The organism is Pseudomonas sp. W3I7 (assembly GCF_030816095.1).
Taxonomy (GTDB): domain Bacteria; phylum Pseudomonadota; class Gammaproteobacteria; order Pseudomonadales; family Pseudomonadaceae; genus Aquipseudomonas; species Aquipseudomonas salomonii.
Genome location: NZ_JAUSXP010000001.1, coordinates 2,983,003 through 3,009,930 on the forward strand (window position 1 = coordinate 2,983,003; position 26,928 = coordinate 3,009,930).

At 57.1% G+C, this 26,928-nt stretch carries 30 protein-coding genes and 1 pseudogene; 28 read left to right on the forward strand and 3 right to left on the reverse strand.

From position 1 onward, the window contains the following. Positions 1–149 precede the first annotated feature (149 nt). The 3 genes from QF043_RS13895 (at position 150) to QF043_RS13905 (ending at position 3,145) form a co-directional block, all read left to right on the forward strand. On the forward strand, positions 150–1,064 hold the full coding sequence (locus QF043_RS13895; RefSeq protein ID WP_244972951.1) for a LysR family transcriptional regulator: 915 nt from the start codon (positions 150–152) through the stop codon (positions 1,062–1,064). 153 nt (positions 1,065–1,217) lie between these two features. Then, a complete protein-coding gene (locus tag QF043_RS13900) occupies positions 1,218–2,486 on the forward strand; it encodes a site-specific integrase (protein WP_307421386.1) in 1,269 nt (422 codons plus the stop codon). A 413-nt stretch (positions 2,487–2,899) separates the two neighbouring features. Beyond that, the gene (locus QF043_RS13905; RefSeq protein ID WP_307418940.1) at positions 2,900–3,145 is read left to right on the forward strand and encodes a hypothetical protein; all 246 of its coding nucleotides are present in this window, start codon (positions 2,900–2,902) and stop codon (positions 3,143–3,145) included. Positions 3,146–3,244: 99 nt separating this feature from the next. On the opposite strand, the gene QF043_RS13910 is transcribed toward QF043_RS13905, so the two are convergent. Further along, entirely contained in the window at positions 3,245–3,892 is a 648-nt protein-coding gene (locus QF043_RS13910; protein ID WP_307418941.1) for a hydrolase, read from the reverse strand. A gap of 177 nt (positions 3,893–4,069) precedes the next feature. On the opposite strand from QF043_RS13910, the gene QF043_RS13915 reads away from it, so the two are divergent. The 13 genes from QF043_RS13915 to QF043_RS13975 all read left to right on the forward strand — a co-directional run bounded on the left by QF043_RS13915 (position 4,070) and on the right by QF043_RS13975 (position 15,962). Continuing rightward, positions 4,070–4,738: a LysR family transcriptional regulator gene (locus QF043_RS13915; RefSeq protein WP_307418942.1), complete on the forward strand. Its 669-nt coding sequence runs from the start codon at positions 4,070–4,072 to the stop codon at positions 4,736–4,738. Between the two features lie 23 nt (positions 4,739–4,761). Continuing rightward, entirely contained in the window at positions 4,762–5,667 is a 906-nt protein-coding gene (locus QF043_RS13920; protein WP_307418943.1) for a LysR family transcriptional regulator, read from the forward strand. 549 nt (positions 5,668–6,216) lie between these two features. Further along, on the forward strand, positions 6,217–6,972 hold the full coding sequence (locus QF043_RS13925; protein WP_307418944.1) for a hypothetical protein: 756 nt from the start codon (positions 6,217–6,219) through the stop codon (positions 6,970–6,972). Positions 6,973–7,081: 109 nt separating this feature from the next. Beyond that, positions 7,082–7,312: an AlpA family transcriptional regulator gene (locus tag QF043_RS13930; protein WP_307418945.1), complete on the forward strand. Its 231-nt coding sequence runs from the start codon at positions 7,082–7,084 to the stop codon at positions 7,310–7,312. 4 nt (positions 7,313–7,316) lie between these two features. Next, a complete protein-coding gene (locus QF043_RS13935) occupies positions 7,317–8,159 on the forward strand; it encodes a ParA family protein (protein WP_307418946.1) in 843 nt (280 codons plus the stop codon). Between the two features lie 83 nt (positions 8,160–8,242). Continuing rightward, a complete protein-coding gene (locus QF043_RS13940; RefSeq protein WP_307421388.1) occupies positions 8,243–8,452 on the forward strand; it encodes a hypothetical protein in 210 nt (69 codons plus the stop codon). A 14-nt stretch (positions 8,453–8,466) separates the two neighbouring features. Beyond that, the gene (locus QF043_RS13945) at positions 8,467–10,053 is read left to right on the forward strand and encodes a ParB family protein (protein ID WP_307418947.1); all 1,587 of its coding nucleotides are present in this window, start codon (positions 8,467–8,469) and stop codon (positions 10,051–10,053) included. Then, positions 10,050–10,598: a DUF2857 domain-containing protein gene (locus QF043_RS13950; RefSeq protein ID WP_307418948.1), complete on the forward strand. Its 549-nt coding sequence runs from the start codon at positions 10,050–10,052 to the stop codon at positions 10,596–10,598. The genes QF043_RS13945 and QF043_RS13950 overlap by 4 nt, the downstream gene beginning before the upstream one ends. Continuing rightward, a complete protein-coding gene (locus QF043_RS13955) occupies positions 10,595–11,785 on the forward strand; it encodes an STY4528 family pathogenicity island replication protein (protein ID WP_307418949.1) in 1,191 nt (396 codons plus the stop codon). Before QF043_RS13950 ends, QF043_RS13955 begins: the two co-directional genes overlap by 4 nt. A 262-nt stretch (positions 11,786–12,047) precedes the next feature. Next, on the forward strand, positions 12,048–12,803 hold the full coding sequence (locus QF043_RS13960) for a PFL_4669 family integrating conjugative element protein (protein WP_307418950.1): 756 nt from the start codon (positions 12,048–12,050) through the stop codon (positions 12,801–12,803). Further along, entirely contained in the window at positions 12,800–13,318 is a 519-nt protein-coding gene (locus QF043_RS13965) for a DUF3158 family protein (RefSeq protein ID WP_307418951.1), read from the forward strand. The genes QF043_RS13960 and QF043_RS13965 overlap by 4 nt, the downstream gene beginning before the upstream one ends. After that, complete coding sequence (locus tag QF043_RS13970; RefSeq protein WP_307418952.1) at positions 13,315–13,770, forward strand: single-stranded DNA-binding protein; 456 nt, start codon at positions 13,315–13,317, stop codon at positions 13,768–13,770. Before QF043_RS13965 ends, QF043_RS13970 begins: the two co-directional genes overlap by 4 nt. Before the next feature lie 224 nt (positions 13,771–13,994). After that, a complete protein-coding gene (locus QF043_RS13975) occupies positions 13,995–15,962 on the forward strand; it encodes a DNA topoisomerase III (RefSeq protein WP_307418953.1) in 1,968 nt (655 codons plus the stop codon). A gap of 41 nt (positions 15,963–16,003) precedes the next feature. On the opposite strand, the gene QF043_RS13980 is transcribed toward QF043_RS13975, so the two are convergent. After that, positions 16,004–16,258: a hypothetical protein gene (locus QF043_RS13980; protein ID WP_307418954.1), complete on the reverse strand. Its 255-nt coding sequence runs from the start codon at positions 16,256–16,258 to the stop codon at positions 16,004–16,006. Positions 16,259–16,466: 208 nt separating this feature from the next. Here QF043_RS13980 and QF043_RS13985 point away from each other — a divergent pair, with 208 nt between their 5' ends. From QF043_RS13985 to QF043_RS14040, 12 genes and pseudogenes are all read left to right on the forward strand, one after another. After that, a complete protein-coding gene (locus QF043_RS13985) occupies positions 16,467–16,808 on the forward strand; it encodes a helix-turn-helix domain-containing protein (RefSeq protein WP_307418955.1) in 342 nt (113 codons plus the stop codon). A 914-nt stretch (positions 16,809–17,722) separates the two neighbouring features. Continuing rightward, positions 17,723–18,304, forward strand: coding sequence for an STY4534 family ICE replication protein (locus tag QF043_RS13990; protein WP_307418956.1), 582 nt, complete (start codon positions 17,723–17,725; stop codon positions 18,302–18,304). 69 nt (positions 18,305–18,373) lie between these two features. Continuing rightward, on the forward strand, positions 18,374–18,631 hold the full coding sequence (locus tag QF043_RS13995; RefSeq protein ID WP_307418957.1) for a hypothetical protein: 258 nt from the start codon (positions 18,374–18,376) through the stop codon (positions 18,629–18,631). Positions 18,632–18,732: 101 nt separating this feature from the next. Then, the gene (gene radC, locus QF043_RS14000; protein ID WP_307418958.1) at positions 18,733–19,227 is read left to right on the forward strand and encodes a DNA repair protein RadC; all 495 of its coding nucleotides are present in this window, start codon (positions 18,733–18,735) and stop codon (positions 19,225–19,227) included. A 52-nt stretch (positions 19,228–19,279) separates the two neighbouring features. Further along, positions 19,280–20,026 carry an ABC transporter substrate-binding protein gene (locus QF043_RS14005; RefSeq protein WP_307418959.1) on the forward strand — a complete coding sequence of 249 codons (747 nt, stop codon included), beginning with the start codon at positions 19,280–19,282 and terminating at the stop codon, positions 20,024–20,026. 103 nt (positions 20,027–20,129) lie between these two features. After that, positions 20,130–20,672, forward strand: coding sequence for a PilL N-terminal domain-containing protein (locus QF043_RS14010; RefSeq protein ID WP_307418960.1), 543 nt, complete (start codon positions 20,130–20,132; stop codon positions 20,670–20,672). Next, the gene (locus QF043_RS14015; RefSeq protein WP_307418961.1) at positions 20,669–21,340 is read left to right on the forward strand and encodes a chemotaxis protein; all 672 of its coding nucleotides are present in this window, start codon (positions 20,669–20,671) and stop codon (positions 21,338–21,340) included. Before QF043_RS14010 ends, QF043_RS14015 begins: the two co-directional genes overlap by 4 nt. Before the next feature lie 9 nt (positions 21,341–21,349). Continuing rightward, on the forward strand, positions 21,350–22,069 hold the full coding sequence (locus tag QF043_RS14020) for a TIGR03759 family integrating conjugative element protein (RefSeq protein WP_307418962.1): 720 nt from the start codon (positions 21,350–21,352) through the stop codon (positions 22,067–22,069). After that, positions 22,051–22,599: a lytic transglycosylase gene (locus QF043_RS14025; protein ID WP_307418963.1), complete on the forward strand. Its 549-nt coding sequence runs from the start codon at positions 22,051–22,053 to the stop codon at positions 22,597–22,599. The genes QF043_RS14020 and QF043_RS14025 overlap by 19 nt, the downstream gene beginning before the upstream one ends. Continuing rightward, entirely contained in the window at positions 22,596–23,108 is a 513-nt protein-coding gene (locus QF043_RS14030) for an integrating conjugative element protein (RefSeq protein WP_307418964.1), read from the forward strand. Before QF043_RS14025 ends, QF043_RS14030 begins: the two co-directional genes overlap by 4 nt. A 9-nt stretch (positions 23,109–23,117) precedes the next feature. Then, a complete protein-coding gene (traD, locus tag QF043_RS14035) occupies positions 23,118–25,223 on the forward strand; it encodes a type IV conjugative transfer system coupling protein TraD (RefSeq protein WP_307418965.1) in 2,106 nt (701 codons plus the stop codon). 92 nt (positions 25,224–25,315) lie between these two features. Next, a pseudogene (locus tag QF043_RS14040) lies at positions 25,316–26,048 on the forward strand (TIGR03747 family integrating conjugative element membrane protein). Positions 26,049–26,232: 184 nt separating this feature from the next. On the opposite strand, the gene QF043_RS14045 reads toward QF043_RS14040, so the two are convergent. Further along, a complete protein-coding gene (locus tag QF043_RS14045) occupies positions 26,233–26,910 on the reverse strand; it encodes an HAD family hydrolase (protein ID WP_058821777.1) in 678 nt (225 codons plus the stop codon). Positions 26,911–26,928: the final 18 nt, after the last annotated feature.

Consider the following 26,928-nt stretch of genomic DNA (forward strand, 5'->3'; position numbering starts at 1 on the left):
GATTCCGCAAGTGAGGCATTCACCTCAAGTATCGTAGGAAAACTCAATTATCCGGTGCAGAGTACCAGCCTTTCCCCGTAAGATTCATGCCGGTCATTGTTTACATGTGGCCGCTCACGTCAAGTTTGCTGACTCTTCCAGGACACAAGATGAACCGTAACGACCTGCGTCGTGTCGACCTTAACCTCTTGATCGTATTCGAAACCTTGATGCATGAGCGCAGTGTGACCCGCGCTGCCGAGAAATTGTTCCTTGGCCAGCCGGCCATCAGCGCGGCGTTGTCGCGCTTGCGCGGGCTGTTCGATGACCCGCTGTTCGTGCGCACCGGGCGCAGCATGGAGCCGACGGCGCGCGCCGTGGAAATCTTCGCCCTGCTCTCCCCGGCCCTGGACTCGATCTCCACCGCCGTGAGCCGCGCCGCCGAATTCGACCCGGCCACTAGCACCGCCGTGTTTCGTATCGGCCTGTCCGACGACGTCGAATTCGCCCTGCTGCCGCAACTGCTCAAACGCCTGCGCGCCGAGGCGCCAGGCATCGTGCTGGTGGTGCGCCGCGTCAACTACATCCTGATGCCTGGCCTGCTGGCCTCCGGGGAAATTTCCATCGGCGTCAGCTACACCGCCGACCTGCCCGCCAACGCCAAACGCAAAGTGCTGCGCCGCAGCCTGCCGAAACTGCTGCGCGCCGACAGCGTGCCCGGCTCCCTGAGCCTCGACGACTTCTGCGCCCGCCCCCACGCCCTCGTGTCCTTCGCAGGCGACCTGAGCGGGTTTATCGACGAAGAGCTGGAAAAGCTCGATCGCAAACGCCACGTGGTATTGGCCGTACCGCAGTTCAACGGGCTGGGCACATTGCTGGCGGGCACCGATATCCTCGCCACCGTGCCGGACTACGCCGCCGAGGCACTCACCTCGGCGGGCGGTTTGCGCGCCGAAGACCCACCGTTGCCGGTACGCACGTTTGAACTGCATATGGCGTGGCGTGGGTCGCAGGATAATGATCCGGGGGAGCGGTGGTTGAGGTCGAGGATTCAGATGTTTTTCGGGGACCCCGATAGCCTGTAATGGAATTCCAGTAAATTCCATAAAACTGTTTTATAACAAGTGCTTATTGGTAATTTCAGTCCATTGCCGCCTGTCTAAATCCAATGGATTCCACGACTAATGGGGGCATAATTGGGGGCAAATTTCGGTTCCTTAAAAAGGATGCCCCCACCGATGCCCCCAGATAATGCGGTTGTTTTCAAACGAAAACTCAGCGATGCCTTGATCCGCTCACTGACCGAACCTGGCAAACACGCCGATGGCGAAGTTCCTGGCCTCTACTTGGAGGTGAGGGCGTCGAGCAAAGTCGGCAAATCCCCTTCCAAGGTTTGGCGATTGAAGTATCGGCTGAATGGGAAGGAAAACCGCTTCTCCATCGGCGCTTACCCCGACATTAGCCTCAAGGAAGCGCGCGACATTGCCCGCGGCGCACGCCGCGACGTGGCTAACCACACCGCTCCGCTCAAGGCCAAGACCGCCAAGATCGAGGCACAGTTGCTCAATGAAGAGCGCACCTTCGCTTACGTGTCCGAGCAATGGTTGGCATTCAAGTCTGCCGAACTGGTGACAAAATCCATCTCGGGGTTTAACGGAGCGCTGAACAACCACATCTTGCCTGCCATTGGCAAAAAACCGATCAGCGAGATCAAGTTGGAGCACATCACTACGATCATCACTGAGTTGCGTCGCCAGCGCACCATGGCCATGGCCCGGCGCGTGCGCACCATCATACGTGCCGTTCTGGGCTTTGCCGAAGGTCGCGGCTGGGTGGAGCGCAACGTGGCGCTCAGCAACATCGAGGAGTTGAAGATCCGCCACATCGTGACCAGCAACCCGGCGATCGAAAGGCCATCCGACCTGGGCAGGTTTCTTCTACGCCTTGATGACTGCAACGACGGCAGCGTTGCCACCGCAATGCGCCTGCTGGTCGTGTTGCCGGTCCGCCCAGGCGAACTGGTGCAGATGCGCTGGGAAGATGTCGACTTGGTGGGCGCCGATTGGCGTTATGTGGTGAGCAAGACCAAGCATCTGGACAAGAGCAAACACATTGTGCCGTTGCCTGAACAAGCCTTGGTTCTGTTACGCGAGCTACATAAAACCCGCGTGGTGGATGAAGAAGGCAAAGGCTGGGTGTTCGTCTCGCCGGTCTATCCGGGACGCCCCATAAACCCGACCTCCATGCTCAAGTCCTTTCAGCGTATCTGGCCGGAGTACAACATTACTGCCCACGGCTTTCGCGCCACCTACCGGACCATAGCCCACGAGCATTTGGGTATAGATCCTATCGTGCTTGAACTGTCTTTATCCCACCGAATGCCGGGTGCGCTCGGGGCAGTGTATGCACGGGCTCAATTGCTGGCGCAACGCCGAGAGGCTGCCCAACAATGGGCGAACTACCTAGATCAGTTGCGTCAAAACGCGGCGCGAATAACCACAGATTGACGATACAGCGAATACAAATCAGGAGATTGGAGCGGGAAACGAGACTCGCATCTGGCGTCCGACCCATTGAAATCTAAGGGTTTTATTTTCTTTCCGAAGCAGGAAAAGACTTAATTCTGGACTTGTTTTTGAAGCATATCAAGAGCGTGGAGGGATGCCTTCGAACTATGCGACCTGATTCGATCCACAGCCAATCGGATAGCCAGTAATCTCACAATGTTCGAGCACGTACCGACTGAGTGAAATTTTTCAGCACCTGCCAAAGAGACACGATCCGTGTAGGGCTGTTGGACACCTGCGCATACTGGCGCAACGTTTAACGCTCGGTTCAGGACCGACTATCGAACGTGACGACCAGTAAAACCGCGGGTAACTATCGTGGACCTAAGCCACGTAAAACAAGGAAACAGTCAATGGTCACTTCCACCCTGAAATCACTCAAGCTTGGGATCATTACAGCCATCGACCTCTCGAGGGATGCTTTGCATATCTATGTAGGTCTGGCATTGATGATCGCTGCCAGCTACATCACTCGAAAACCCCTGGGCTCCTTCAGCAGTTGGCTGGTGCGCGATGTTTGGCCGTCAATACGAATCTCCCCGCTGTCGAAGATTTTGAAGCGCGACAGCAAATTCATCAGCGTGGATTTGCGTCCTTAGAAGGGTTTTGCGAGGCACGAGCGGGTCGGGCTTATTCACTGCAAAAAATAAAGGCAACGCCCGCTTTCGCGAGCGCCACCTTCATCAACTGCCCGCTGATCAGGCCTTCTTGCCTGCCTCCTCCAGGGCCTTTTCAGCGTGGAACCCGTCGAAGTTCGCAAACACGCCCATAAAGCCCGGCACGGTCACTTCTCGCGACCAGTCGCGCTGCAGTTCGCAGTACATCTGCACGCGGCTGATGAGCTTCGCGCCTGCCTGTTCCATTCTGCGCAATGCCGCCTCGTGTGCGGCGAGCGATGTGCCACCAACCGCATCGACCGGCACATAGACTTCATAGCCTTCCTGGATAGCATCGAGCACCGGGAACGTCAGGCACGCTTCGGTCCAGAGCGCAGTCATGATGAGCTTCTTGCGCCCGAGAGCCTTGACCGCCTGTTTGAACTCCGTGTCCTCCCAGCTGTTGATTGAGGTGCGATCATAGGTCGGCAGGTGGCCGAGCACCTCTTGCAGCTCCTGAATCGGCGGCTTGTTGCGACCGGTCGCGACATTGACGGTGGAGTGGATGATCGGAAGGTTGTAGTTGACCGCCGCCCTGGCGACGCTGGTGATGTTGAAGACGAGCTCGTCACGCGGCATCGAGCGGATCGAGGAAACCTGAACAGGCTGATAATCGATGATGATCAATGCCGAATTTTCCGGGGTCAGTAGCTGGTCGGTGTGGGGGTTGCGCAGAGTCTCGCTTGCCATTGGCAAATCCTTTTTATGGGTGACGCACGTGTGTGAAAGAGCCGGAGCCCTTGCGGGTAATGGATTCCAGGCACGCACGAAGGATGCTCTGCCTGGAAAATCCATTGTGCTGTTCCCATGTTCGATGCAGTAGTAGCATTCCAAGGCTAACTGTGTCGCGAAAAGAGGAACGCACGTATGGATATCGAAGAACTGCAGACTTTCGTGGAAGTGGCTGATGCGGGGGGCATTTCACAGGCTGCGCTGCGGCTCGGCGTGTCGAAGTCGATCGTCAGTCGCCGACTGGCTCGGCTTGAAGCAGAGCTGGGCGTGCAGCTGTTGGCACGCTCCACTCGCGGGGCGTCACTCACCGAGGCCGGCGCGACGTTCCGGGACTACGCCGCCAGAGTCTGCACCGAGATCGACATTGCCAGGGAGACATCGACGGTGGGTATCGACTTTTCCCGCTATGACTTGGATGAACCGATTGTTTATCAGCACAGTGAGGCGGGCCAGTCGGCGTTGGAAGCCTTCACCCGACGCAGCCCGGGTAAAGTGTGGACGGTCAGGAAACTACTTGAGGCCATGCCGCTGGGCTCGCGCATCCTGACGCTGGTAGGGGATGGCAGTTTAGTCGCGGATGAGTTGTGTGCGTGGCAGCAGGAAGCGGACATCGACGGTTTCAACCTGATTCGTAGCGTTGCACCGCAAAGCGTGCGTGATTTCATTCGCTGGGTCGTGCCCGAATTGCAGACGCGAGGCGTCTATAAAACTACGTATGCAACAGGCACACTGCGTGAAAAGCTGTTCGGCGGCGCAGCCCATCTGCCCTCCACCCACTATGGTGCGAGCTTGCGTTCACCTTAACCGTTCATCAAGAAACCGACATTGTGATCAACCCTTCCAATCTGGACCTGCTAACGCTACGGATTTTTGTCCTAACGGCGCAAAGCAAAAGCCTGACCATCACCGCTGAACGCGTCCACATGACACTTTCGGCGGTCAGCCGTCGATTGACGGACCTTGAGCAGGTCATCGGTATGCCGTTGTTCGAGCGCCGACATCGTGCAATGGAGTTGACCGCCGCCGGGGATGCTTTGCTCGGGCACGCCCAATTGATCGTCAGTGCGTCGGAGCGCCTGGTGGGCTCGATGTCGGAATTTTCTCAGGGCATCCGCGGCACAATCCGCTTATGGGCCAATACCTCGGCAATCGTGCAGTTTCTTCCCAAGGATCTCTACGCCTATCGAACCGTCTACAACGAGGTCAAGCTTGAGCTGGAAGAGCGGTTGTCGGACGAGATAATCCGTGCCCTGCAGTCTGGGGACATTGACCTTGGCGTGGTGGCCAACAATGCCACCAGCGTGGGGATCGAAAAGATCGTCTACCGCAAGGACCAATTGGTACTGGTTCTACCCCAAGGGCATGCGCTGCACCAGCAGGATCAGGCCAGCCTGGATGACATCCTGGACCGCCCGTTCGTGGGTACCAATGAGGGCAGTGCGATTCTCAGGTTATTGAGCGATCTGGCCGCCGCCCGGGGCCGAAGCCTAAAGATCAGCCTGCAGGCCAGCAGTTTTGAGGCCGTGCTCAGTCTGGTCGAGGCGGGTCATGGGGTGAGTGTGTTGCCGCGTGCAGCGGTGTCCAAGAGCGTGACAGCGCGTGGCATGACCATGTTGCCAATTAAAGAACGCTGGGCCGTGCGACAACTTTACCTGGCCTTTCGCAGCGAGCAGTCACTGAACCCTGATGTGAGTCGACTGATGAGTTTCCTGCGTGATCGGGCTGCGAGATGACGATTCTAGCGTCGCCTCGGCGGTAGACCCACCGGTCGAAATAGAGTCATCGGCACCGCGCTGGCAGAAAGCATGGCCCGATGCATAACAAGGCAGCCGAGACTAGCGAACAGCTGCTCTGTTGTGTTTCAAATACTCTAAGCAAATGGAAAACCAATCTAAGCCAGCACTAAAAAGACAGGAGCTGTTGCACTTATTAAGGGGGACCTCACGTTCGAACCAAACTAAACTGCTATCCACAACCAAAGAGCCATAGATAAACGCGACAACGCAGAACAGCCAATCAATGCGGTAAATGCTATTTGTCTGCGTTTGACGAACATCTTGCAGAGAGGTTACTCCTAGACTTAGCTCAAGTCATTCAGCTCGGACAGCCATCGGGAGCGGAGAATGGGCGAGCGTTGGACAAAAAAACAGTCTTCTCGCTGCAAAGCGATGACTTGCAAGCACCAAAAACATGTAGGACAGCTACCGCACGGAAGCCTAGGTCATGGTTTTAGGCATTTAGACAGCACCTAGCGGCCTGCCCTTGGATAGAAGGCGTCCGCCATGTACGAAGCTACGGATTTGAATGCCGTCGAAAAACTTTTCTACAGGCCCATCGAAGCGGCAATACGCTGGTGCGATTTGCTATCTCATGAGACTCAGATTCTTGAGTCAGCATGGGACAACTCGGATCGGCTCATTAATATCTTTCCCCAATGGCCATGCTTGCATGCAAGGGTAGGTAAGATTCTAGATGCAGCGAGAAATCAGGAGATCCCCTATGGAGCATTCGGCATTACAGTTCCCCCTGGCACACCAGTAGACCCCAGGTTACTGACCATCAGGCATTCGGACCTCAAGAGATGGATGCTTTATTACCATCCAGACCAGCGACCTTCATTTCTTTTTAGTCAAACAACATCTGACCAAGAAGCAATTCGCCATAGCACCTTTTTGATTTTACAGGCGGATCGTGACGCCCTGCAGATACAGTTAAAAGCTACGGAAGCCAAACTTCAATCATTGACTGCAGAGCTAAAAGCTGCAGGATTAGAACGCGATACTCTGCGCAGGCTCGCCGAGAACAAACAAGAGCTTAGCGACGTCAGCAGAACCAGTTTTTTGAACGTCATTGGAGCCTTGGTCAATATCATGCTCGGTTCGTCTCAGGCGGGGAGAAAGCATTCGATATTCGATAGCCAGGCTTCTATTGTCGATTCCATAACTGGCCACTATGGTGGCGTCCCAGGACTAAGTAAACGTTCCCTGGATGAAAAATTTGCAGCTGGCAGACGTAGCCTTGCCAAAGCCAACGGTTGAGCATTGCAGTGCAATCACGTCACTTGCATTGCAATGACTCACTTCTTTTTCTGGTATTGAATCCGAGTCACTTCCCATCACACGCCAATCGGCGCCAGGAGTGACCATTATGTCCAGTCCCACCTCTCTCATCGCTGAAGCACCTGTACCACAGCTTGAACGCCACATCATGCGCCGTGAAGAGGTGGAGCGGAAAACCGGTTTCAAGCGCGCGCACATTTACAATCTGATGAAAGAAGGTAAATTTCCTCAAGCCAAACGCATTGGTCTGCGCGCGGTCGGCTGGGACTCGCTGGAGATCGAGCAGTGGGTCAGCGACCGTTTGGCGCAGCAGGGCTGATGTCGTGCGTGTGGTATCGGTAGTCTCTACCAAAGGTGGGGTGGGCAAAACTACGGTGACCGCCAACCTCGGCGGCCTTCTCGCAGATGCGGGCCTGCGCGTCCTGCTGCTAGATCTGGACAGTCAACCCACCCTATCCAGCTATTACGCATTGAGCCAAAAGGCTGCTGCCGGCGCGTACGAGCTCCTCGCACTCAACCTAACAACTCCTGCACAGATTGTTTCCAAGACGGTGATCGAACGGCTCGACCTGATCTTCTCCAACGATGATCAAGGCCGATTGAGCACCTTGCTGCTGCATGCCCCAGACGGACGATTACGGCTGCGCAATCTGCTCGACGACTTCCGCCCGAGTTACGATCTGCTGTTGATCGACACTCAAGGGGCACGTAGCGTGCTGCTGGAGATGGCTATCCTAGCTTCCGATCTCGCCCTCTCTCCCATCACCCCGGAAATGCTCGCCGCCCGCGAACTGCGCCGCGGAACCTTGAAGCTGAGGAGTGAACTCGAGCCGTTCCGTCATCTGGGCATTCCACCCCCACCCTTACGATTGTTACTGAACCAGGTGAATGCCTTTAGGGCAGACACACGGATGATCATCAGTGGCCTGCGCAAGACTTTCGCTGAGGCTACGTACATCTCGGTTCTGGAAACCGTAATTCCAGACCGAGTGGCTTACCTTAATGCCGCCTCCCTCGGCCTACCAGCCCACCGAATCGAAACGCGCCAGTCACGGGAACGACGCTCGCCATCGGCACTGGAAACCATGCAGGCGCTGGCCATCGAGTTGTTTCCGGAGTGGCGCGAGGCGATCTCTACGGTGAGCCGATGCGTGGAGGTTCAATGAGACGAATCACCAAGCCGACATTTCTCACCCCGTCATTGTGTTTGATCGACCTTGAGGCCAACCGTCTGGCTAGGAGTCTTCTGATGTTGGATCAACTTCCCATCATCGTTCCACCCTCCATTCAACCACACCACCCACCTTGCGAGGAGTACTGCACCGTTGTCTTTCGCCTACAGGGTGGGCGCTCGTCCATGGGTTGGTTCCTCGCAGAACTCTCCCAACATTTCGAAGGTTCGGGTACTGCCGAGATCGTTAGTTTCGAGGTCGGTGACCATTTGCGCAGCCGGCGATAATTGAGGACGTTCTGATGAAGAAGCTCAGTCAGGAGGAGATCTCCGACAAGCTGCACCAGGACCACTTCCCTCGGGGTCCAGAAGTGGAGCGGATGTCCGACCCACTCACTGACACGCCTATGCTGGTCACTCTGGAACAGTTGCGGCCCTACGAACATAACCCACGCTTCATCCGTAATCCGCTATATGACGATATCAAGGCCTCGATCCGTGAGCGTGGGCTGGATCAACCACCGCCGATTACCCGTCGCCCGGGAGAAACCTACTTCATCATCCGCAACGGCGGTAATACACGCTTGGCGATTCTCGGCGAGCTTTGGCAGGAAACCCGCGACGAGCGCTTTTTCCACATTCATTGCCTGTTCCGACCTTGGACCAGTGAAATCACCGCCCTACTCGGCCACCTGGTCGAAAGTGATCTGCACGGTCAACTCACTTTCATCGAACGTGCTTTGGCGGTACTCAAACTCAAGTCTATGCTCGAAGCAGATGGAGCTGTGCTCTCGCAACGTGAGCTGGCACGACGTCTCGCCGCTGGGGGTTATCCCATTTCGCAGTCGCACATCAGCCGGATGCTCGACACCCTTGAACACCTACTGCCTGCCATTCCACAAACCCTGTATGCCGGATTGGGTAAGCCCCAGATCGAACGACTGATCGGTCTGCGTAGCCAAGCACAACGAACCTGGAACCGTTATCCAACCGCCCCCCTTGTGTTCGCCGAATTTTGGCTCGACACCCTGAGTGACTTCGATGCCGATCCCGAGTCTTTCGATCTTGAGCAGATCCAGGATGAACTGCTCGAACGCATGAGCCGCTTGCTCGGACAGTCCTACCGGATGCTGGCCCTGGAACTGAGCGATACTCAACGGGTCGTCTCGACGCCTGGCGTTGCCCTCACCGCGCCCTCGGAGAATATCCATCTGCCGAGCATTGATGAAGCCTCGGCAGGACCTCCCTCCTCCGAGTCCCATCCCAAATCAACTGAGACTAGGCCCCAGACCGAACCAACGCGAGAAGAACCGCTCACACCGCCAGAAACGAAGGTCGTATCAGCGGTCAGTCCTCCGTCACGAGTTCAACAGATTCGTGAACAGATCGATCGCGAGACCGCCACCGACGCAACATCTTCTGTCGACACCTATGCGATCGACGACATCTGGACCATCGCACCAGCACTGGATAGTCCCGAACAACTGCGAACCACCATTGCAACACTGGCGCGGGAAATGGCGGCCTATGCTGGACATCCCGAGAGCATCATTGATCAGCCGCTTGGCTTGGGCTTCGCTCTAGACATCGAACGGGTTGATCTTGCCACGCCTCGCGCGGCCGGCGTTCACCTGCTGCTCCTGGCCCTGCTGCGCGCTCAAGACGAGGTCAACTGGGAAGATCGTAAGCAACTGCCGTCAGCGCTGTTCGGCCAGTTGTTGTTGGGGATCTATCAACTTCCGCTTACAGATCGTCCCGCCGTGGACGTAGGACTGGAGCGACTGCCCGACGGTCTGCTCATCAAGCTGTATCGTCTGATCCGCCTGGCCCGACGCCTGATCGACTTAACGCTTACCCCTGAGGACAACTCACCGAAGGAGCTGCCATGAACCTGTCCTTCAATGTGCTCAACCAGGCCATGCTGACCCAGGTGCTGCATGAACTGCGCCAAGGTAACCTGCAGCGCTGCAAGGCACTCGGACTGGATGAAGACGACATCTACCTGTTGCAATCCTTACCACCCACCACCCTGTCACGCCTGGCCTATGCCACCGTACCCTGGGTTGAGGTCAAGATTGACTCGCCGGTGTTGCATCGTTTGATCGAGCAAGCCGAACGCGACGAGCAGAACGAACGGTTGATCAACCGAGCGCTCAAGCTAGGCGCCAGCAGCACCATCATGTATCAGTGCTTTGGCTTGGCGCATTCGGAAACCGCCCTGCGTCGACGTCTGCTCAAGATAGAAATCCGTAAGGGCCGTCCTCAGCATTTGAGCGAAGCGCAGGAACATGCACTCTGGCAGCGATGGTGCCAGCTGCGCGCACAAGACAGTACCGGGGATCAGCTCGACGCCATGATGATGCTGGCGGAGGAGCAACAGATCAGCTTGACCATCGTGTGGCGGCAGATTGACCAGTACAGCAACAACACATGAATACTGCCCCTTCCAGTCGTTGGCAGCGTGTCCTGCAACAATGCACCCTGCAGCTGAGTGAACGCTGGCCCGTACGCCCTACCACTGAACAACCCTCCAACCAGGCCCTGCAAGCTGGCTTTCTGTTCAGCGGCCAACCTCACGAAGTCGTGCCACGTCGCCTGCTGTTGGATCATCGGCTGACACCATTGGAACGTAATGCCTGGCAGGTATTTCGACTCATGCTCCAAGGCCAAGGCGTGGTCACGCCGCGCTATGAGGATTTGCAGCCTTACCTGTCAAGCGTGCCCTACGGTGCGTCAGCCTCCCGTGAAACCATTGCTCGGGTGTTGACGATGCTCAGGTTGACGCGTTGGCTCAGTTTGGTGAGTCGCGGACGCGATCAGCTCAGCGGACGTCTTCAAGGTTCGCTGTACGTTCTGCACGATGAGCCGTTAACCCCCGCCGAAGCCATCGAACTGGATCAGGATTACCTGGCGCTGGTCGGACATGCCCTCGGTCATGCGACCAAGGCGGTGCGTATTGTCGCGCAGCACATTGTGGAAGAAATCCGCCAGGACACCGATATCGATCAGGGTCGACTACCGACACGGCTCGACAGCTGGGGCGAACTTTGGGCGCAGCAAGGATTGGATCCGGCAGCCGATACCTCTCTGTACGATTCCGAACGGGGGGAAGGTGCCCTCGTTCGGAATCGTACAGGCCCTAGTTCGGATTCCGAACCGGGGCTGAACGCCAATGTTTCCCGCGCTGTTCGGAATCCGAACGCCGCCTGTACTGTATTAAAAGAAAGTATTTGTACAGTACCGCGCGCGACCTCAGCGGTGGATAACCTGCACTGGCCCGCTGCGCTGCATCTGAGCCCAAGCGAGCGTCAGGCCGTCGCGGTGGCGCTGAACAAGCTCAAACCCGCGGATCGGCAGGCAGTGCTCAACGAAGCGGGAGCACGCTGTGCGGCCGGTGGAATCCGCAAGCCAGCGGCGTATCTGATGGGTCTGATCCAGCGCGCACTGAACGGCGACTTTCGTCCTTGGGCAGGTCAGGCCGAACCGTCACCCATTGCAGAACCGCCTGCACCACCACCCTCGCGCCCCATTCGAAAACAGGGCGAACCCGTGTCTGCCCTTGCTCAAGCGTGCCTGAATGAGCTGCGCCAACTGCGCGGCAAACGCGGTGGACGTCAGTAGATTTGATGCCAGTAGCATCAAATCTATGGAGTTCCACTCTACGAACACGTCGGACCAAACTAGGAAATTCTTAGGGAAAGGCCGGGACATCGCCTCCCATGAACGTAGACGTCAATGGATTTGATGCCACTGGCATCAAATCCATTGAGGTCTTCATAGTAGCCCCTTAAACCAAACCGAACAGACCGCATTCAGCTTTTTGACTGCCCTTGCCCCTCATCTGTCGCAACGTTCCCGCCCAAGCGAATGCGAGGACAACACCATGGCCGATCACTATCAACTCAATCTGGGTTCATTGCGCAGCAGCATCACCCTGACCCTGCACACTCACCATGCCGCCCGTATCTGGCAGGGTCGGGCTGCACGTGAAGGCGTCCACTCGATCATGGGTATGGCCGGCTACATCAGTGTCACCAACCTGATCAAACAAACCGCAGCCCAGGACGACCCCTATGCCGACTGGGCCATGGTGCAACTAGAAGAGAAGCTGATGCAGGCTAAAGCTGGGATGCTGGAATTGACCCAACAGCTGGATCGAATCAGACAGGACCTGCCGACACAGATCGATATGAGCGACAACCTCAACATCCACCCTGTGACTTTGCCGCTGTACATCGGCAGCCAGCTGGGTTTTCTAGCAGTCTACCTACTGACCGATTACGACACTCTGGTGCGCCGGACCCTGTTGTCTCATCACACCGCTTTGATCGGTCGCAGGGACATGGAAGCCTGGATCGATGACGGGGCCCATCTGCTGCGCAGCCTGTTCGGCCAGGCGCAGCGTTATCGGAATGCGGGTGTCACACGCGATGACATGGCGGCGAACAACGCTCGCGCCCTGGCAGCCGTCGATAAATTAGGTATGCCGCCCATGGACATCCTTGAGGGCCATCGCCGTTCCCAGTTCGCGCCCCCAATCGTTCGTCGTGGTGCTGTGGTAGAGGATGAGGCTGACGCGTTGACAGAGGATGCGAACGAGCCCTCTGCGACAGTTGATAAGCCGGAGGACGACGCATGAAGCCCATGAACCCGGCTCAACCGATGAACCTCGAAGCGTTGACATCCGATGCCTATCGGCAGCTCGAACACGCTGCCTCACTAAAAGGCCTTTTAAAACCTTTTAAGGGTAAGGGGGAGTTGGAGCACTTGGCGCAGCTGGCGAGGGAAATCGAGGCGCAGTTATGTCACCTGATGGAGGCTGTGGTGCAGCAAGCCGGACAGCCTCCTTACTCACTGCTGGATATCCGATTGGTGCTGCAGAACACCAGCGCGGGCAGCACATTTTTGCGTTGGCGCACGCGTGATTTCGCCCGTATGGGGGTTGCAGTCTGGGAGCGTCAGGTCTGCAACAGAGCCCTGCCGCAGGGCGTGCGCGAGAGATTGCACCGTTTCGAATGCGATCGCATTGCACTGAACCTACAGATGAGCGTGGTGCATTCGCTCTACCGCCAGGCCTCGACCTGTGCAATCAAGATGGCCAGTGCCGAACGGTTACTGCGCCAGTTCACCCCCGCAGTGGAGATATCACGATGAGTACTTTTTTCGTCGGCGAAGGCAATATTGGCAGTGCGCCAGAGTTCCAGGAGTTCGCTTCAGGCAATGACGAACCACGGCGCTTACTACGGCTAAATGTGTATTTCGACAATCCTGTGCCACGTGAGGGCAGCTATGAAGATCGAGGGGGCTATTGGGCCCCTGTTGAGCTCTGGCACCGTGAGGCCGAACACTGGTGCACGCTGTACCAGAAAGGCATGCGCGTGCTGGTTGAAGGTCGTACCGCGCGCGATGAGTGGGAGGACAGCGAAGATAACGCGCGGGTGACCTTCAAGATCGAGGCCCGTCGAGTTGGCATCCTGCCTCACCGGGTGTATAGCGTGGTCATGCGGGAACGCTCGAGCGAATCGGCGGCCTCTCAAAATACAGAGCCAGCCGGCTCACCTGCGTCGAAACCCAAGAAACGCAGAGGGCAACCACCTACGGCCTGAAAGTCTTCAGGCATAAAAATTGCGCCTTGCGTGAAGTTGCTGGCCAGTTATTACTGGCTGCTCGTGAGGCCCATCCTGTTATCCAGATAACAACCAGACAGAAACCTCAGACCATACAAGCCTTCCTCACCGTCTAAATATGAGGAACCTGCCATTCAGGTTTCTCGTATCTCGCCACTGCTATTTCCAACAACGCTGCTCTGAACTCAATCCGGAGCAGTTCTATGCGCCTCTTTCTATGCGAAAAACCTTCCCAGGGTCGTGACATCGCCAAAGTACTCGGGGCCACCGGGCGTAGTGATGGTTGCCTGATCGGACCCGACTCCACCGTCACCTGGTGTATTGGCCACCTGCTAGAGACAGCCCCACCTGAATCTTATGGTGATCAGTACAAATCTTGGTCATTGAATCATCTACCGATCATTCCCGCGCAATGGCAGGTTGAGGTCAAGCCCAAGACCGCAGCACAATTCAAAGTCATCAAACGCCTGCTCGGTAACGCTACCACCGTCGTCATCGCCACCGACGCCGATCGCGAAGGTGAAATGATTGCCCGTGAGTTACTAGAGCTCTGCAACTATCGTGGTCCTGTCGAGCGCCTCTGGTTATCCGCACTCAACGAGGCGTCGATTCGCAAAGCCCTGTCCGCGCTGAAGTCCGGTCAGGAGACTTTCCCGTTCTATCACTCGGCCCTCGCCCGCAGCCGTGCCGACTGGCTGATCGGCATGAACCTCAGTCGTTTGTTTACCCTTCTTGGTCGCCGGGCAGGCTACGACGGCGTTTTGTCAGTGGGGCGCGTCCAGACACCCACCTTACGTTTGGTAGTTGATCGGGATCGTGCGATTGCCGGCTTCGTCCCGGTACCTTACTGGAACATTGAAGTGTTCCTATCGTCGATGGGTCAGCGATTCATCGCATCTTGGTTACCGCCACGCTCAGGGCGGGACGAGGCGGGCCGTTGCCTGCAGCACACACTTGCCCATCATGCGGTCCAGACAATCAACAACTGTAAGTCCGCCACGGTGCTCTCGTTGCAGACTGAACATTCCCGCGAAGCACCACCCCTGCCCTTCGACCTGAGCACGTTGCAGGAGGTCTGCTCGCGTAAGCTGGGGCTCGGCGTCCAGGAAACGCTGAACATCGCCCAAGCTCTGTATGAAACCCACAAGGCCACCACCTACCCGCGCAGCGATTGCCGCTATTTGCCAGAGAGTATGTTCAACGAGGCACCCGCAGTACTCGACGCCCTGCTCGAAACGGATCCGGCACTCAGACCTGCATTCGGGAGTCTCAATCGATCATTGCGCTCCCGCGTGTGGAGCGATGCCAAGGTCACCGCGCACCACGGCATCATTCCCACCACCGAGCCGGCAAACTTGGCGCGGATGTCTGAACAAGAACGCCAAGTCTACGAACTGATTCGTAGCCACTACCTCGTGCAATTTCTGCCGCATCATGAGTTTGACCGAACCCAGGTCGAGCTGGAATGTGGCGAAGAACGTTTGATCGCTGTTGGCAAACAGATCCTGGTCCAGGGCTGGAAAGGCTTACTCTGCGAAAACACCGAGGAGGATGAGCCCGGTCACACGTCCCAAGTCTTACCGGTTTTACAGCAGGGTACTAAGTGCGCAGTGGACGACGTCGAACTCAAGCCCATGCGTACCACCGCTCCCAAACCTTTCACCGAGGGTGATCTGATCAAGGCCATGAAAAACGTCGCCAAGCTGGTCACCGACCCACGACTGAAACAGAAACTTCGGGACACTACCGGTATCGGTACCGAAGCCACGCGAGCCGGCATCATCAAGGGGTTGATTGATCGCGGTTATTTGCTGAAGAAAAAACGTGCCTTAACGGCCTCCGCTACAGCCCATACGCTGATCGAGGCGGTGCCGGCCGCCGTCGCAGATCCAGGTATGACCGCGGTTTGGGAACAAGCTCTGGACGAGATCGAAGCAGGACGCCTGACCTTGGATACGTTCGTCGCCAAGCAGGCGAACTGGATTGCGCAATTGGTCAAACACTGTGGATCGCTCACCTTGTCGATACCGATCAAAGCCGGGCCGACCTGCCCCATTTGCAATGCATCAATGATCAAGCGTAAGGGAAAATCTGGTCCGTTCTGGTCATGCTCGCAGTACCCGAACTGCAAGGGCACTACGCCGATAGGAAAAGAGACGCAGCGTCAATGACCGTTCAGTTGAATTCGTCATGAGGTTGGGTGTGGCACTGTTCAATGCATTATCGGCGGCGCCTGATCCCGCTCCAAATCGATCAAAGGTTGTCCGTTTTCTCGGGCCAAGGCGATGCCAGTAGAAATCCATATCTGCCCCAGCTCGTTGAACGCTTTCAGGTGAGCAGGACTTTCGTTTAGCCAACGAACAAGGCTGTCGAAGTGTTCAGGATTATCTGGGCAATCATGGATTTTGATGAACAGCTCAAGTGTTCGATCCCAGATCAGATCCATGTCCTTGTTTTCGTCTTCCATGCTCAACCGTCCCTCAGCTTGGCCCTATCAGGCTTTCGTTCTCACCGACCACCTTGGACGCTGATTCCTGTTGGAATAGAAATCACGTCGCGATACACAGCCATTTCAGTCACTATAACAACCCAATAAGTTGATACTCAACCTTTAGGGATGTTCATGTCAACGAGTCTTTGCTCAACCATTCGGGTTGAACTGGAGATCTCATCACTTGGCACATAAACATCCAACCCAAGCCCAAATCGGGCGCATGATCGCGAAGCACCGCACCGAGCGTAATCTGACCCAGGAAGAGGTGGCTGAACGCTTGGGGATTGGTAGCGAAGCCATCTCCCGCCTGGAGCGGGGTGTGGTGGAGCTGTCCGTAGTCAAGCTGATGCAATTAGCGGACATTTTCGATTGCCGGATGGATGAACTGCTGACGGCATCGAGTAATCGTCCCAATGACCAGGGCCAGATGATCGCGGGTATTTTGAGTGGACTGAAAGAAAGCGACCGTGCGTTTATCTTGGCAACTGTTGAGCAATTAGCTGCTCATCTCGGCAGTAAGTAACCTCTTTCATCGCGGTCAACGTTGTGTCTTATGAGGGGAGCGCCCATAGGCTTGACGTCGTGTTGCCCTCTCTGCTGTAGTAACTTCGGATCACCGCCAACGGCGACCCAAGACCGATTTGCTCCGGGTAGCTCGGTCGAACTCTTCGAGTTCGGAGCCTTCTCTTCTGCGGGATTTAATTCCCGTTTTATGCTCGACCTGATCACCGTGGCGGATGACCGCTGTTGCCCTTGCCAGGCAATAGCGGTCATCCGCTTCGACGATCGTATTCAGTCCCGGAGCCCGCCGGGGAAACACTAGGCACCCTTTGTGCGCGGATGCGTGCCAGCATGTTCCGACCCAGGCCACGACAAGGGTCGGTTGGCGAATGATGGCGCAGTTCGACCAAGTGTTGCGAGGCGCTTGTCGAGTGCGTAAGACCGTCAAAGGTGGTTTTTCTCTTCCTCGCCTGGCACTCGGCCAGGCCCACTCTTCATTTTTTTCCTTTTCTTAATTCCAGTGACTTCCACCGTATTCCAGCCATAAAAAATCGGGTTGCAGCACCTTGACGCTCCCTTGAGACAGGCTTATACAAAGGGTGTGGTTTGCTGTCGTTGACAGCCCAGCCCAGGTAGCCAGAACCTTCAAGGCTACGCCACGCTCGTGGTGGTTTACCCAAGTGCGATCAGCGTTCGGAAGCTCGCACGGTTACCGCTTCGGCGGTGATGAATGCCCACTACCGCAAGTTCGCGGACCACTACCGCGGATTTTCTTCTGCTGCACCGCTATTCCCCCAGACGCATCGTTCTGATCGTCATCGGCTTGCCGGTGGTGAGTCGTTCATCGCTCGCCTTCACCTTACCCACCCTGACGGGGGTTCACTTCCCCGTCAGGGGTTGTGTGTCTCCGTTTCCCCTTAAAACAGGAGAACCACCATGGCCCACACCAACCAATCTCAAGAAGTGATCACTTACTTCAACCTGCACACCGTCGGTATCGGCTACCTCAACCGTGTTCGTGAAGTACAAGTCCGCCGCGGCCAGCCGTTCATGGCCTGCGATATCGCAGCTCTGCACGGTGCCAGCGACGCAGTGGAATACACCCGCTTCGACTGCAAAGTCGCTGGCGGCGAAGCTGAACGTTTGGTTCGTCTCTATATGGACGCTGTCAACACCGAGAAAAAGGTCTTACTGTCGTTCCGTATCGGTGACCTGTGGATTGATCCGTTTCTCTACGAGAAAGGCGCTAAACAAGGTCAGCCAGGTGCCAGCTTGAAAGGTCGTTTGCTGTTCATCGACTGGATCAAGGTCAATGGCATGCTTGAGTACAAAGCGCCCGCCAGGCAGGAAGCAACAGCACCTGCTGAGCAAGCGCCAAGCAGTGAGCCATCCCCACCATCGGCTGATGCCGAAGCTGAGGAGATCGAAAACCCAACAGAGGCTCGGGTCGAACCTGAATCTCCACCCCCTCCCCGCACGGCCCGCCGTGTCGCCACGCGTACCGTTCAGTCCGTCTGAACAGTCCACGATGTTTCACCAAGGCGCTCAATCGAGCGCCTTTTCTTCAATCAGCACAGGAGAACCAACATGGAATCCTTCTGGCTTTGCGACGACTGCCTGTTCGCTGCGGCTTACGAGGACTACAGCACGCTATCGCTCTACTACACCACGGATGACATCGAGAAACGCATCGCCGGCATCCATTGTGGACTGGTGCGGTTAATGCCCTTCAGTGCCGACTTCGATCCCGACGCCGGCTGGGGGATAAAAGTGTTTTCCTTGTTGCCCTGCGACGGTTGTGACTCACACCTGCACGGACGACGCCACCGATTCACTCGGCTGTAAACAACACGTCATCGGTTAATGCCCGCGACTCTATATCCACCTTGGGGACACCACTCCCCTCGGGCGTGTACCCCCTGATTGTTCCCTTCGGAGGTACCCCCATGAACACCCAGCTCACACTGATTGAGACCTCGGATGTCGAGGCTGATCGTATCGTCTATGAAAACCAGGTGATCGGCGAAGCGCTGCATATTCTGGATCGTCGGCTGTTCGCCCGCGGCCCAATCCTGACGTCGCCTGACACCGTGGCCGCGTACTTAAAACTGCACCTTGTGCAACAAGAGCATGAAGTCTTCGGCGTGATCTTTCTCGATGCCAGGCACCGAGTGCTGGCATTCGAAGTCCTGTTTCACGGCAGCATTGATGGCGCCAGCGTTTACCCTCGCCAAGTCGTTAAGCGCTCCCTCGCGCATAACGCTGCGGCCGCCATTTTTGTTCACAACCACCCCTCAGGGTGTACGGAACCCAGCCAGACGGATCGCGTCTTGACCGCGCGATTAAAAGCGGCCTTGGCCTTGATCGAAGTGTGCGTGCTGGATCACTTCATCGTGGGTGAAGGCCGTCCGCTCTCCCTTGCCGAATATGGCTGGCTTTAACCCTAAAAGGCGTCTTCGGACGCCTTGTTAATTTTCATTCTGGAGAACCCTCATGAACCCCGCCCACCAAACCTCAACCCCGCTGCCGACCTCAAATCCATTTGCTCGCGGTTACGACAACCTGCATATCGAACGGCTGTTGCTGATCACCTACGAAGACGACCGCCCTCACTGCTTTCGCCCCGTACACGACTCACAAGCTCATCTTCCCGACGATGCGCTGCAACTGTTCCCCTGCGTGTTCAATGATGATTTCGCCTTGATCAGCGAAGGCCAATCCATTCCGGAGGAGTTGGATGAATGCTGCCCGTCTACCGGACTGGTGCGCCAAGTGATTTACGCCGTAACGGGTGAAATGCTCAACGAGCGGCATCATCTCGGCGATCTGTACTCCATGGAAGAAGCCCAAGCCATGGTCCATTGCTTGAGCTTCGAAACGGGACATTTCAGTCGAGCCTGGGAACTCAGTACCGCGCACCTTCCCGAAGCTGCGATGCATTATCTGGAAGAGTGGCTCAGTCACTCCGCTCCGAGGCAAACCGGCCTCTTGTTCGAACTTTTCACGTTGCCGGATTGCTGCGGCATGGGTTGCAAACTGATCGGCACGCCCTGGACGGACGAGAACTTGTTGACCATTGATGGCAGACGTTATTCGAGCTTACGACAAGAGCAACTCGACGCCGGTACACCGAAAGCCTTGGCCGACGTACTGTATCTGGCGGCATCGGCGGATGTGAGACTGTTAGTCTTCGACCCCGACGCTTCCGTCTTGGATGGGCTCGCCATTTTCGATGAATAGCAACATGCGCTTTAACACGACCCACCTTGAATCAACTATCTCAATGAATCGCTCCTTCACCTCATGTCAGGTTCTGCACTGAATCTGACATGAGGTTTTTTCCATGGGCCGTTTTTTAACGCCTGTCTGCCTGCTGGGCTTATTGAGCGCCTGCACCGCACAAGCCCCCAACCCATTGCCGACCCGTCCAGAGATCGGCAGTGGCTCCAATCGGACACAGTTCTCGAGGGGCACAGCTGAAGAAAGCCATTCGGCAGAACTTCGTTATGGCCGCTACACGCTGGTCAGCACCGAGCCCACCACGGAGCAACGCGATCTGCTTGCCCAAATCATCGACGTGAGCATCCCGTCCAGCCTGAGCCCTTCGGTGCAGGATGCCTTGCAGTACGTATTGCAGCGCTCGGGCTATTCGCTCTGCCCCGTTACCGCGTCCGTGAAGGTGCTGTTTACTCGGCCCCTGCCCGCGGCCCATTACCGGCTTGGGCCAATCCCTTTGCGCAACGCCCTACAAGTGCTGGCTGGCCCCGCCTGGCAACTTACGACCGACGAAGTCAGCCGTTCGGTCTGCTTCGAACAGCAGAAAACGGAGGCCGGTGTCGCGCTGATCGCAACCGTCTGGCCCCATCAATTGGAGGCGCGGCCATGAAAGCCTCAACGTTTCAAACCCTTATTGTCGGCTTACTTTGCCTGGCGGTCGCCGGTCTCTGCGGTGGTTTGTATAACCAATATCAGCGCGTGGCCGAACTGCAGAGCACGGACACGCAATACCGACAAACCTTGGACACCCTGCAACGTGATTCAAGCGCGCTCAAGGATGCCCAGGAAAAACTGCAGTACGCGCTGAAAGACCTGAAGCAGATGGTCGACACCGGTGAGCAACAGGCCAATACCCTCGATCCCATGCTGGATCAATGGGCGCAAGAAATACAGGAACTGCGCGATGGCCTGGCGGCCCGTGCCACCGTGGCAGACCTGACAGTGCTACGCGCACGTCTTGAACAGGTCGAGCAGCAGTTCCTGGACCTCAAGACCCAGCCATCACCCCCACCGCCGACGCCTTCAGCGCTCAAACCGAAACAGACCGCTCGCCCAAAATCCGTCCCGCTCTCGCCACCGTTCTCGGTATTGGGTGTCGAGTCCCGCGGTGGTGAGCGCTTTTTAGCGGTCGCACCTTCTGACAGTCGCTCGCTCATGGATGTTCGGCTGCTGCATAGCGGTGAGCAGTTCGGCGCCTGGTACCTAAAAGTGCTGGAGCCGAACTCAGCCATCTTCGCAGTGGCCGCTCAGCCAGACCAGACCGTACACCTTCCTTGAGAAGCGATCATGAACAGAGCGCTACTGCCTACCGTCGTCTGTCTCGCTCCGCTATTGGTCATCGGCGCTGCTATGGGTAACCCCGCCACGACACCGTCACGGAATCAGGACACGGAGGTCGCGCCCTTGGGGCGCTCTGACTCTGAACAGGCGGCGAGCTGGGGCCTGACCGAGCAGGAGTGGACGCGTTTCGAACAGATCCAAGCCGGCCCACGCGGTTTTTGGAGCCCGAACCTCGATCCGCTGACCGCACTCGGGGTCGAGGCCCAAACCGACCAAGAGCGCCAGCGCTATGCCGAACTACAGGTAGCGCTGGAAGCCAAACGCGCCGAGCGCGAGTTGGCCTACCAAAACGCTTACACGGCTGCCTGGGCCAAGCTGTTTCCCGGGCTGCTGCCGATCCAGGGCATGGCATCCCCGGCCCCTACCAGCTCAGCGGTCGCGCCGCATCCAGCCCTGTTTGTGGAGGATCACTGCCCGGCGTGCACCGCCGAAGCTCAGCGTCTACAAAGCAGTGACACGGCGTTCGATATCTACTTGGTGGGCAGCCAAGGCGAGGATGAACGCGTCCGTAGCTGGGCTCGGCAAGCGGACATCGATCCGGCCAAGGTTCAACGCCGACAGATCACCCTGAACCATGACCGTGGTCGCTGGTTTAGCCTGGGTGCCCCGGAACCGTTGCCCGCCACGTTCCAACAGGTGAATGGACAATGGCAACGCCTCAACTGAGTGGTATTACGCTGATGTTGGCGATGCTGGCAGCTCAGGCAGAGGAGCTTCCGCCGCCAGCCTACCAACTGGCGGCGCATGACGCCGACATCCCCTCTACGGTGCTGTTCGCGATTGCCCTGCAGGAGAGCGGTATCCGTGTCCGTGGTCGACTGCTGCCCTGGCCTTGGACCCTGAACATCGCCGGAACACCCTACCGCTTCGCCACTCGCCCGGCTGCCTGTCGCGCCTTGCTCCAAGCTCTCGCTCGGCATGACGCCAAGCTGGTCGATGTCGGCCTAGGACAAACCAACCTGGGTTACCACGGGCAACGTTTTTCCAGTCCCTGCGCAGCCCTCGATCCCTATCGAAATCTCGCCGTGACCGCCGCGCTGTTGCAGGAGCATTACGCCGCCACCGGTGATTGGGTCTCAGCTGCCGGACGCTATCACCGTCCGGCAGGAGGCGCGCCGGCCGTGCGTTACCGCGCCGGATTTTCCCGGCAACTCGAACGACTGCTGGTTTCCGTCAAACAGGGCACACCGCCATGAAGCTCATACCTCTTACCTGTTACTTCCTCCTCTTGGCACCTTTCGTCCAGCCGGAACTGACAGTAGCAGAGGATCAATCCAGCGACTTCACCCGAATCCATTTTCAAGCTTCCAAGCCGCCAATAAACAACAAAATCCAGCCTGATCGGGCCATACATGCGGACCTGTCCACGTTTGCCGATGAAGCCTGGATACTGCCCATCCGCAGTTCTCACTTGAGCCCCGGCCAGATCACGTCTCGCTCCCTGAACTTGCCGGGCTTGCAGCCATTTTTTCTGGTCGGTGACGATCCCCAGTCGCTGGCTTGGCTGCGTCAACACGCGGCTGAGCTGCAGGAAATGGGCGCGGCTGGCCTCGCCGTCGAAGTGGCCGATAATGAAGCCCTGGCCCGGATTCAAGCAGCCGCTCCGGGCATCACCATCCTGCCGGTCAACGGCAACGACATCGCCACCCGTCTGCAGATTGAGCACTACCCAGTCTTGATCACCGCCACCTCACTGGAACAGTGAGTCCAGGCCATGGCCGAGCATGCGATAGAGTCCAAACTCCGGCCGGCGGTTGAGCTGTACACCGTAGCGATCTGTATCGCCGCCGCAGTGTTGTGCGTGTACTCACCCTGGGCTGTGGCCCTATCACCCGAGATTGGTCTGGTTGCTGCGCTGGCCTATACCCTGTTCGGCCTGCTCCGGTTGCGACAAGCCTGGGAGGTACTGCGCTATAGGCGCAATATCCGTCGGCTGCCCCGCTACGAACTGACCAGCCGACAGATTCCGGTCAGCCGCAAGCGTCTGTTCATGGGCCGAGGCTTTCGCTGGACCCGCCTGCACACCCAGCGCTTGGTCGAGGCCCAGGATCCGGCTGTTGCTCACTATATCGACCAACCGACTCGCTATCGTCTGGCACGCGGTCTCGAACGCCGCCTGGAACATGCACCGTTTCCGCTCTCGACATTGGCACGCGTCACCGCTTGGGACAGTGCTTTCAATCCGGTGCGCCCTTTACCACCGGTAGGAGGCTCGCCACTGCTGCATGGGGTCGAGCCCGATGAAACGGAAGTCAGCCTGCCGCTGGGCGAACGGGTCGGACACACCCTGGTGCTCGGCACTACCCGCGTCGGCAAGACCCGGCTCGCCGAGGTGTACATCACCCAGGACATTCACCGCGTTGAACATGAGGTAGTGATTGTCTTCGATCCGAAGGGCGATGCCGACTTGCTCAAGCGCATGTACGTCGAAGCCAAACGCGCCGGTCGGGAAAAAGAGTTTTATGTCTTCCATTTGGGCTGGCCAGAAATCTCCGCCCGCTATAACGCGGTGGGACGTTTCGGACGTATTTCTGAGGTGGCATCTCGCATTGCTGGGCAGCTCAGTGGTGAAGGTAACTCCGCGGCCTTCCGTGAGTTCGCATGGCGTTTTGTCAACATCATTGCCCGTGCTTTGATCGAATTGGGCCGGCGTCCGGACTACCTGCAAATCCAGCGGCATGTGGTCAACATTGATGCCCTGTTCATCGAATACGCCCAGCAGTTTTTCGCCAGGACCGACCCGAAGGCGTGGGAAGTGATTGTCCAACTCGAAGGCAAACTCACCGAGAAGAACATTCCCCGGCATATGATAGGACGCGAAAAGCGGGTGGTGGCCATCGAGCAATACCTGGCGGTGAAACGCGTATTTGATCCGGTAATGGACGGACTACGTTCAGCGGTGCGCTACGACCGCACTTACTTCGACAAAATCGTCGCCTCGCTACTGCCGCTGCTGGAGAAACTCACCACCGGCAAGACCGCCCAGTTACTGGCTCCCAACTACACCGATTTAGATGACCCTCGGCCAATCTTCGACTGGATGCAGATCATCCGAAAACGCGGCATCGTCTACGTCGGTCTGGATGCGCTGACCGATGCCGAGGTGGCCGCCGCTGTGGGCAACTCCATGTTCGCCGACTTGGTCTCGGTCGCCGGACATATCTACAAACATGGCATTGACCATGGGCTGCCTCAATCTGACGACGCTGGTTACAAACTGCCAATCAACCTGCACGCCGATGAGTTCAACGAGTTGATGGGTGATGAGTTTATCCCGCTGATCAATAAGGGCGGTGGTGCCGGCATTCAGGTGACGGCCTACACCCAGACCCTCAGTGATATCGAAGCGCGGATTGGCAACCGGGCCAAGGCCGGCCAGGTGATCGGCAACTTCAACACCCTGCAAATGCTGCGGGTGCGCGAAACCGCGACCGCGGAGCTGCTCACCCAGCAGTTGCCCAAGGTTAATGTGCTGACCAAGACACTGGTGTCGGGTGCCACCGACACCTCCGATCCGGAGGCCAACACGGACTTCACCTCGTCCTCACAGGACCGTGTCAGCAGTACCAACGTGCCGCTGATCGAGCCTGCTCACATCGTCAGCTTGCCCAAGGGGCAAATGTTCTCCTTCCAGGCCGGGGGGCAGCTTTGGAAAGTCCGCATGCCGTTGCCAAAACCCTCCAACGACGATGCCATGCCCAAAGACCTGCAGGAGCTTACCCAACGGATGCGCGCGGCTTACAACAAACAGGCAGGACAATGGTGGAGTGCAAGCGGTGGCGGTCCAACAACAAACTTCGATCTGGATCAGGTTGGGTAGCCCGGCCCTGTCACAGGTTTCGATTCAGCAAAAACGTATTTGGCAGGCGTCGTGCCCGCATCAACTCTGCAACTCGCAATATGGAGTGAACGATGACGACTTCCGCCCAGAACACGTCGCCACAACCGATCCAGCGCCCGGGATTGATTATCTCGGCAATCATCCTAGTCCTGCGCATCATCGGTGTGCTAATGGCGTCGTTGGTGTTCTCGATCCTCATCGAGTTCGCCGGTTTGCTACTGGTCTGGGGCGATCAGGGGTTGGCGGCACAGCCAGGCCATGTTGACGAACGAACTGGGCTGGCTGAGTGAGCATTTTAAATATTCACTCATCATCCAACAACCCGGACACACGATTGTCCAGTGGCTGAATTTTCTAATTCAATGGCTGCTGGTCAAGACTGGTTTTGCGGATTTTGCCCAGCAGGCGCGGCTGTCGAGCCAGGGCAACGGCTTCTGGAGTTGGACCAATCAGCTATACGTGAGCATTGACGATTTCGTGCTGGCAGCGGTGTATGTCACCTTCACCTTCGTGGTGCGCCTGACCATTCTGGTTCTAGCCACACCACTATTTTTGTTGGCCACGCTCACCGGTTTTGTCGAGGGTTTGATGCGCCGTGACCTGCGCAAATTTGGCGCAGGGCGAGAAAGCAGTTTTGTCTATCACCGCGCCAAACGAGCAGTGATACCGCTGCTGATCGTACCTTGTGGCATTTACCTTTCCCTGCCCTTTTCGCTTAATCCCATGGCTATTTTTTTTCCTAGCGCGGTGATGTTAGGGATAACAACAGCAGTCACCGCAACGACGTTCAAAAAATACCTTTAACAATGCAATAAACTAAAAAATTCTATTCGTCCGACCATTTCATCCACCAGCCCTCCAAAGGCAAGGCGTTGTGTGCATTCAATTTGCCCCCGAGAAAGTTGGACATCATCACTAGCCTTCTAAGCGATTATTTCATGCAGCCACTACGCCGGTGTCATTTCAAATCCTTCAAAACCTAAGTTATTCAAGAGTCTGTACGGCAGTCCTCCAGCCGTAGCAGGTCATTCGCCGACTGAATAACGAAATCCGGCGCCAGCACCTCGCAGCGTGATGACAGCCCATACCCGTAAGCCGCCCAGCAACTCGCTACTCCAAGGTTGCGGGCGTACCCGAGATCGATCTCGGTGTCGCCGATCACCAAGACCTGGGCTTTGTCGCCGTGACGCATCCGGGGCCTGACCCGTTCAAAAAAGCTCGCTGGGTCCGGCTTGGGCGCGCGATCACCAACAGCCGCAACCACCCCGCGAAAGCATGGGCCAAGCCGGTACTGTTCAAGGGTGTCCAGGATCGAGACCTCGCCCTTGTTGGAAACAATAAACAGCTCTATACCTGCCTCATGCAGTTGCTGCACAACGGCTTCGACACCCGGATAAGGCGCACTCTGGGCCACCCCCAATCCGCCGTTGTAGATCGCGCGATAGTCAGCGACCCATGCCGGCAAACCAGGCACATCACCGGGGCCCAGCAGCACACCCAACATATCCACCAACGAGAGCCCCTGGTCGATCACTTGGTCGATCAAGTGGGCGGCAAAAGGCGCCGCACCACGGCGGCCGGCCAGGGCTTCCAGGGTTTTGCGGATCGCATTGCGGGTGTCGAACAGCGTGCCATCGAAATCAATCAGCAGCGTGCAATAGTGCATAGGCCATGGACCACTCAA

Bases quoted from the DNA above. Each gene is read 5' to 3' on its own strand.
- QF043_RS13895 (WP_244972951.1), top strand. From the start codon at position 150: ATGAACCGTAACGACCTGCGTCGTGTCGACCTTAACCTCTTGATCGTA.
- QF043_RS13900 (WP_307421386.1), top strand. From the start codon at position 1,218: ATGCCCCCAGATAATGCGGTTGTTTTCAAACGAAAACTCAGCGATGCC.
- QF043_RS13905 (WP_307418940.1), top strand. From the start codon at position 2,900: ATGGTCACTTCCACCCTGAAATCACTCAAGCTTGGGATCATTACAGCC.
- QF043_RS13910 (WP_307418941.1), bottom strand. From the start codon at position 3,892: ATGGCAAGCGAGACTCTGCGCAACCCCCACACCGACCAGCTACTGACC.
- QF043_RS13915 (WP_307418942.1), top strand. From the start codon at position 4,070: ATGGATATCGAAGAACTGCAGACTTTCGTGGAAGTGGCTGATGCGGGG.
- QF043_RS13925 (WP_307418944.1), top strand. From the start codon at position 6,217: ATGTACGAAGCTACGGATTTGAATGCCGTCGAAAAACTTTTCTACAGG.
- QF043_RS13930 (WP_307418945.1), top strand. From the start codon at position 7,082: ATGTCCAGTCCCACCTCTCTCATCGCTGAAGCACCTGTACCACAGCTT.
- QF043_RS13940 (WP_307421388.1), top strand. From the start codon at position 8,243: ATGTTGGATCAACTTCCCATCATCGTTCCACCCTCCATTCAACCACAC.
- QF043_RS13945 (WP_307418947.1), top strand. From the start codon at position 8,467: ATGAAGAAGCTCAGTCAGGAGGAGATCTCCGACAAGCTGCACCAGGAC.
- QF043_RS13950 (WP_307418948.1), top strand. From the start codon at position 10,050: ATGAACCTGTCCTTCAATGTGCTCAACCAGGCCATGCTGACCCAGGTG.
- QF043_RS13955 (WP_307418949.1), top strand. From the start codon at position 10,595: ATGAATACTGCCCCTTCCAGTCGTTGGCAGCGTGTCCTGCAACAATGC.
- QF043_RS13960 (WP_307418950.1), top strand. From the start codon at position 12,048: ATGGCCGATCACTATCAACTCAATCTGGGTTCATTGCGCAGCAGCATC.
- QF043_RS13965 (WP_307418951.1), top strand. From the start codon at position 12,800: ATGAAGCCCATGAACCCGGCTCAACCGATGAACCTCGAAGCGTTGACA.
- QF043_RS13970 (WP_307418952.1), top strand. From the start codon at position 13,315: ATGAGTACTTTTTTCGTCGGCGAAGGCAATATTGGCAGTGCGCCAGAG.
- QF043_RS13975 (WP_307418953.1), top strand. From the start codon at position 13,995: ATGCGCCTCTTTCTATGCGAAAAACCTTCCCAGGGTCGTGACATCGCC.
- QF043_RS13980 (WP_307418954.1), bottom strand. From the start codon at position 16,258: ATGGAAGACGAAAACAAGGACATGGATCTGATCTGGGATCGAACACTT.
- QF043_RS13990 (WP_307418956.1), top strand. From the start codon at position 17,723: ATGGCCCACACCAACCAATCTCAAGAAGTGATCACTTACTTCAACCTG.
- QF043_RS13995 (WP_307418957.1), top strand. From the start codon at position 18,374: ATGGAATCCTTCTGGCTTTGCGACGACTGCCTGTTCGCTGCGGCTTAC.
- radC (WP_307418958.1), top strand. From the start codon at position 18,733: ATGAACACCCAGCTCACACTGATTGAGACCTCGGATGTCGAGGCTGAT.
- QF043_RS14005 (WP_307418959.1), top strand. From the start codon at position 19,280: ATGAACCCCGCCCACCAAACCTCAACCCCGCTGCCGACCTCAAATCCA.
- QF043_RS14010 (WP_307418960.1), top strand. From the start codon at position 20,130: ATGGGCCGTTTTTTAACGCCTGTCTGCCTGCTGGGCTTATTGAGCGCC.
- QF043_RS14015 (WP_307418961.1), top strand. From the start codon at position 20,669: ATGAAAGCCTCAACGTTTCAAACCCTTATTGTCGGCTTACTTTGCCTG.
- QF043_RS14020 (WP_307418962.1), top strand. From the start codon at position 21,350: ATGAACAGAGCGCTACTGCCTACCGTCGTCTGTCTCGCTCCGCTATTG.
- QF043_RS14025 (WP_307418963.1), top strand. From the start codon at position 22,051: ATGGCAACGCCTCAACTGAGTGGTATTACGCTGATGTTGGCGATGCTG.
- QF043_RS14030 (WP_307418964.1), top strand. From the start codon at position 22,596: ATGAAGCTCATACCTCTTACCTGTTACTTCCTCCTCTTGGCACCTTTC.
- traD (WP_307418965.1), top strand. From the start codon at position 23,118: ATGGCCGAGCATGCGATAGAGTCCAAACTCCGGCCGGCGGTTGAGCTG.
- QF043_RS14045 (WP_058821777.1), bottom strand. From the start codon at position 26,910: ATGCACTATTGCACGCTGCTGATTGATTTCGATGGCACGCTGTTCGAC.